The organism is Flavobacterium macrobrachii (assembly GCF_014486675.1).
Classification (GTDB): Bacteria; Bacteroidota; Bacteroidia; order Flavobacteriales; family Flavobacteriaceae; genus Flavobacterium; species Flavobacterium macrobrachii.
Map to the genome: position 1 here is coordinate 24,289 of NZ_JACTAC010000042.1, position 6,052 is coordinate 30,340.

General features: G+C 27.1%; 5 protein-coding genes. All 5 read right to left on the minus strand.

Annotated features, from left to right (window positions below; all coding sequences use genetic code 11):
* Nucleotides 1–843, minus strand: coding sequence for a GNAT family N-acetyltransferase (locus IAI56_RS10165; RefSeq protein WP_187657766.1), 843 nt, complete (start codon nt 841–843; stop codon nt 1–3).
* Entirely contained in the window at nt 843–1,766 is a 924-nt protein-coding gene (locus tag IAI56_RS10170; RefSeq protein ID WP_187657767.1) for a polysaccharide deacetylase family protein, read from the minus strand. Before IAI56_RS10170 ends, IAI56_RS10165 begins: the two co-directional genes overlap by 1 nt.
* Nucleotides 1,767–1,986: 220 nt before the next feature.
* The gene (locus IAI56_RS10175; RefSeq protein ID WP_187657768.1) at nt 1,987–3,072 is read right to left on the minus strand and encodes an acyltransferase family protein; all 1,086 of its coding nucleotides are present in this window, start codon (nt 3,070–3,072) and stop codon (nt 1,987–1,989) included.
* Between the two features lie 2 nt (nt 3,073–3,074).
* Nucleotides 3,075–3,986, minus strand: a complete 912-nt coding sequence (locus IAI56_RS10180; RefSeq protein ID WP_187657769.1) for an alpha-1,2-fucosyltransferase — start codon at nt 3,984–3,986, stop codon at nt 3,075–3,077.
* 176 nt (nt 3,987–4,162) lie between these two features.
* On the minus strand, nt 4,163–6,019 hold the full coding sequence (locus IAI56_RS10185; RefSeq protein WP_187657770.1) for a tail fiber domain-containing protein: 1,857 nt from the start codon (nt 6,017–6,019) through the stop codon (nt 4,163–4,165).
* Between the last annotated feature and the right edge of the window lie 33 nt (nt 6,020–6,052).

Sequence of the window (6,052 nt, forward strand, 5' to 3'; positions counted from 1 at the left end):
TTATTCTTTTGGCAAACTTCCTATTCTTCCATGATCAGAATAAGATCTATGAACAATAAAATTGTTGTCTAATGGTTTTTCTGAAAGAAAAGTTATATTGCAATAATAATCATTTATTATTGGATTTAATCTCCATGGAACAACTGTTTGGTTATCGATTAACCATCCTTGTTTTTCTAATTCTCTAGTTTTTAAATCATTCCAAGACGTAATATAATCTATCCAATTGTATCCCGTTTTCCAAGCTTGTTGTTCCAATTCAGAAATAGATTGAATATCAACTATTCTTAAACCAGAAACTTCAGGTTGACTTATTGCTGTAGAACCATCATTTAACTTTATACCATTTAAATTTGGCTGTTTAAAATAATGAGTTTCTTTGTATGTTAAATCTTTAGTATCAATTTGTTTTGACTGACATACAGTGTCTAAAGTAGGATTAATAATTGAGGGATTAATTTTAACAAACCGAACCAAATCATAATATCGTATCCAACGCATGTTTTGATACAATCCTAAACCAGCTTTATTTGCAGCTGTTGCTGCTAAAGGATAATATTGTCTTGCTAAATCGTATAATTTTCCTAAAATTCCTTTCCCTCGGCATTCTTCATCAAGATATACATTTATAATCCATGCGATATTACCACCAAAATTTGCTCCAACATGCCCAACTATTCTATTGGCATCATTTAAACAAATGAAAGAGCGACCAAATTCCTTATTACCATATTGCCATTCCCAAAAATCTTTACTGTGCAAAGGATGATTTTCTCTATAAACTTTTTTAAAAAAATATAAAAGTTCATCCCAATCTTCAATTGTTGCTTCTCTGGTTATCATTATTCAATGTAATTTTTTCCGCCTGGTAAATCATTTGAACTGTATCGTTTCAAAAGTAATTTATTGGCTGTTTTATCATTTGTACCTCTTTCCATGCTGAAACCTATTTTATGACCTAATTGCTTTGCAATTTCTGTAACTGGATCTTGGCATGCTTCCTCACTTCCATAAGGATAACTGATTGCTAAATTAGTGTTTTTTTGAAAACTTTGGATGAAAGATTTTGTTTTAAAAATTTCACTCTCTATTTGCACTTCGTTCAATAATCCCAAAGCTAGATGACTATGAGTATGATTACCTAGCATTTGTTTTTGTGCTAAATAATTTAATTGATTATTAGTCATGTATAAAGAATTGACAACCTCTTCTTCATTAAAGTAAGTTTCAAATAATGAATTAATTACTAGTTCTAAATCTTTTTTTGGTAATTTAAAATTCAACAAATATTTAAGATGTGCCGATTGCTGATCGTCATATCTGTAATGCTTAACAGCTTTAATCATTTCATCTGATGTTAGTTCATTTCGTTCAATAGCGCATACTTTATTTACTTCACTCAAAATAGTATTTGGGTTAATTTCAGAGCGAACTAGATGAATTTTGTGAACCATGGAAACTTTTTTTTCTATGTAATTCATAGAATTAATAAAAAAAAGAGCTTCTATATTATTTTTTTCGAGTATAGGTAAAGCTAGTTCAAATTGCTCTTTTAAACCATCATCAAAAGTAATGAGCAAATGATTTTTTGTATCTACTAAGATTTCATCAATATTATTAACAAGCTGATCAATTGAAATAAATTCTCCTATTTTTTTTAATTCTTTTATCTGGTTGTCAAATTCAATTGGTGTTACTCCAAAAATACTTGGATAAGGCTTTTCAAAATTTGTTCTTATATAATGGAAATTACAAACAGTAAGCATGAAATTTTATGTTAATTGTTGATTATGTTTACAGATAAAATGGTTTAAAAAATTTAAAAGCTATAACTTAAAAATAATTTAAAATAAAACTAATTCACTTACTAGTATTAAAGTACATGTATAATTAACATTAAGAATGTAATGTGTTTATTTATTTTAAAAATTACTTTTGAATTTTAGATTTTAACTTTATGAATACCAGCTTTATATTTAAAAAATCTTACAGCCTTTTAGGATAATATTTATCACGAAGGTCCAAAAAATAATTTTCTACTTTAGAAATAATTAAAAAGCCTGCATAAATAGATATTACAAAAACCAAAATAAAGGTAATGATTTTATTATTTATAGGAAAAAACTTGACAGCAAAAATAACTAATGTATGTATTATATATATGCTATATGAACAAACACCTATTTTACTGATAAAATTTACTAGTTTAATTGAAAAAAGATTATCTAGTTGATTATTAATATTTTTATCAATAAGAAAATGAATTAACAATATTCCAAATGATAGGTAAATAATCGTAAAACCGATAGTTTTGACAAAAAATGAATCGAGTTGATCTATAAATGGTGTAAACAATAGCATTAAAAATGAAAGTGTTAATAATTTAAACTTATTAGATAAGTAAAAAAAAGTCAACTTATCAATTCTGAAATAATACCAATAAGAAATCAAAACTCCAAACAACAATGAGTCCATCCTCAAGTGAGACATTGTTGTATTTCTGACTTTTTCGTCGGGAAATTGAATATTTGAAATTACTCTTAATATTAATACAGTAATTAAAATAAATATTAAAAAAACTTCAAATTTAGAGATACTATTTTCAACAACTTTAAATTGAAAAACTTTTTTATTAAATATTAGCCATAAAAACAAAGCCAAACCAAAATAAAAATGCTCTTCAACGGCAAGTGACCAACTTTGGGCGTATGCATAACCCCAACCTAAAAAATAATTTTGAGTAAAAGTTAAATCAAAAATTATATATTTCAAATCAGGTTTGTTCAAAATAATTCGTGGAATTATATATAGTATATAAGTCAAATAAAATACTGGATAAATCTTAAATCCTCGTCTGATTAAAAACAGTTTTGCATCAATAGAACCATACTTCTTGTACTCTTTAAACAATAATCCTGACACAAGAAAACCACTAAGTACAAAGAATAAATCAACACCAATCCAACCCATAACTTGAATAAAGTGAATAACTTCTTTGTGCCTAAAAACAACAAGAATAATAGCAATTCCTCTTAAAAAATCTAATTCCCTAAGCCTGTTTTGTGGGAGCATAATTATTGCTTTTCAATTATTTTTTTTACTTTTTTTTTAAATTTTTTCCAATAAAATTTGATATTAAAAACTAAATAAATATAAGCTGCAAATAAATTGCCTTTTAAAGTAAAAAGTATATAATTAATCTTTAATGGTAAACTATTTTCTTTTTCATCAAATGCAATCCATCTTTCAGGAAAATAATCTCTATCATTGTTTACCCTTCCAAACTCACCACTTAAATTTTTAATAGGTCTATAAACTCGTTTATTTTGAGTTTCACCTAGCCACGCAATCCACCAAGAGAAAGTGGAATTACTAATGACATAATCATCACAGTGAATTCCTATAACCATTTGCTCCATGGGTGGAACATTTTCTAGAAAAACCACATTATTTAAAAATGAATAATGAAATTTACAATATTCAATATCATCACTAGCAAATACAATTGTTCTCTCTTTTAAGTCTGGAAAATTATTAACCAAAGCTAAAATGTAATATTGAAACGAAAGCTGAAAATAATTTGGATTATGAACAAAATCTCCACGTCTTACAGAAACAAAAATAGTTTTTTTGTTGAATATATTTTTATACCTATTTAAAGTGTTTTCTCTAAACTCTGACTTGAATTTAAAAACTTCTTTTACTTTTTTTACATCAAAATATTTCTCTGATTGCAACCATCCATTAATATTATAATTTCCATCACCTAAATCCCATTCATGGAAATTAAAAAATTTCTCATTAACAGTCTCATATTCTATAGATTTATCTATTTCAGGAAATTTGTATTCAAAATACTCAGAATATTTCCACTCTGGAAAACAAAATTTTTTATTGTGTGTTTTAGCTAAACCAATTATTGAAGCAATTTGAAAAAGATGATTTCCCAAATTACCTTTGTAACCAAGTCTTAAAAATGTTAACATATTATTAATTTAATATATTTATATATAGATTTCATGGAAATTTTGTACCAGTTTAAATTGATATTTTTAAATTTTAACTTATATTAAGCTTAAATCTAAGAGAAATCAATTATCAAATAACATATTTATCATTTAATAATTGATTTTAAGAATATTTATGAAGTATATCTAACTATTTAATTAAACACAATTCTTTTAGTATCTATACTTTTTCCGTTAACAGAAAGACTTAGGATATAAATTCCAGTAGCAAAATTATCTTTTTGAAGCACTCTTTTTACTTCTAATCCTCTTTCACTAATTTTTAAACTAGATTGTAAAGAACCTTGAAGATCAAAAACTTCTAAATAGGCTGACTTAATTTCACTATCTATATTAAATGAAACTTCTATAAAACTATCAGAAGGATTTGGGGAAACATTAATGATTTTTGTATTAAAAAATTTTATAAAATCCAATGTATGCAATTTATTATTTTGTGCAATTTGCGACTTTAATTCACTTATTTGAGTTTGTTGTTCTTTAATAGCTTCTACTAGGTAAGGCATTAGTTCAATATAATTTACCGCTTTACTACCGTCACCACTAGTAGCAACTAAGTGAGGTAATACTTTCTCTAACTCTTGAGCAATAAAACCGCTGTGTAATCCTTGGTCAAAATTTCTATCTTTATTTTCATTCTTATTCCAAGAATACGTTTTACCATCTATTTTTTGGATAGCTTCAAGTGAACTAGCAATTTGTTTAATATCTTTTTTGAATTTTTTATCCGAAGCAGCATAAAACCCATTTGACCAAGTAACTCCCGCAACTCTTAATTTTGCATTTCCGGGTGTTGTAGCTTCGGCTGAAAAATCTCCACTCATTATTGTATAATCAAAAAAAGATGTAGATTGACTACCCGTACCAATACCTACATTAGTTCCATTATCAAAAATTTGACTACAAGTTAAATTACCTGAATTATCCGCAGTTTTTGGAACAAAATTCACATTATTAGTGCAACTATTTGTAATACCAGTACTTCCAGTACTAACTTGATCAGAAGTTAATACAACATCCCCATTGGCATTTACTGTTAAAACTCTACCAGTTGGTGCAACTAAATTTGTATTATTACTTGTTAAGTTTGCAAAACGCAAACCTGAAGTACCCGAGGCATTACCCGTATTAAAACTGTTTACTACTAATCTAGAATTTACATTATTGTTTAAATTAAAAATCAAATCTCTGTTATTCAAATTACCCCTTATTAGAGGTGTATCTGATATTGAATTACCAATAAATAATTCATTGGAAACAGACGAGATTGATTGTACACCATTTCCAATAAAAATATTTCCATTTGAGTTGGTCCCGCTACTTCCAGCACTATTTCCTAAATAAAGATTAGCCGATCCTGAAATATTATTAACTCCAGAACTATTTCCTATAAAAACATTACCACTTCCAGTAGCATTAAAATTTCCTGCTTGACTTCCAACAGCAATATTTAGATTTCCTGTAGTGTTTGCCTGACCTGATCGTTGACCAATAAAAGTATTTTTAAATCCAATAGTGTTATTCTGTCCAGTTAGTAATCCAAAAAAAACATTTTCAGAGCCAGAAGTATTACCTGCCCCAGAATTTGTTCCAACAAAAGTATTTGCTGTTCCAGTATTTAATGAAGTTGATGCAGCATTACCTTTACCTGATAAGGATCCGATATACACATTATTTGTACCATTAGACCATATTCCACTACCTTCACCAACAAAAGTATTATTTAAACCATCTTTTAAAGTTAATCCTGATTGATAACCAAGTAAAGTGTTTTTGCTGCCCACTTTTAAATTACTTCCTGCAAAACTACCAAATAATGAATTTTCAGATGCTGATGTTTGAGAAAGTCCTGAATTAAGTCCAAAAACAGTATTGTGATTTGCTCCAGGAGTAGCTGTTACTGGTGCATTGACAAGAAGATTATTTTGAGCCAAAATAACGTTTTGTAAACAAAAGTGAATACATACAAATAGAATAAATTTTATTTTCATAATTTGTAAATTAAAGTTTAAATAAATTTATTT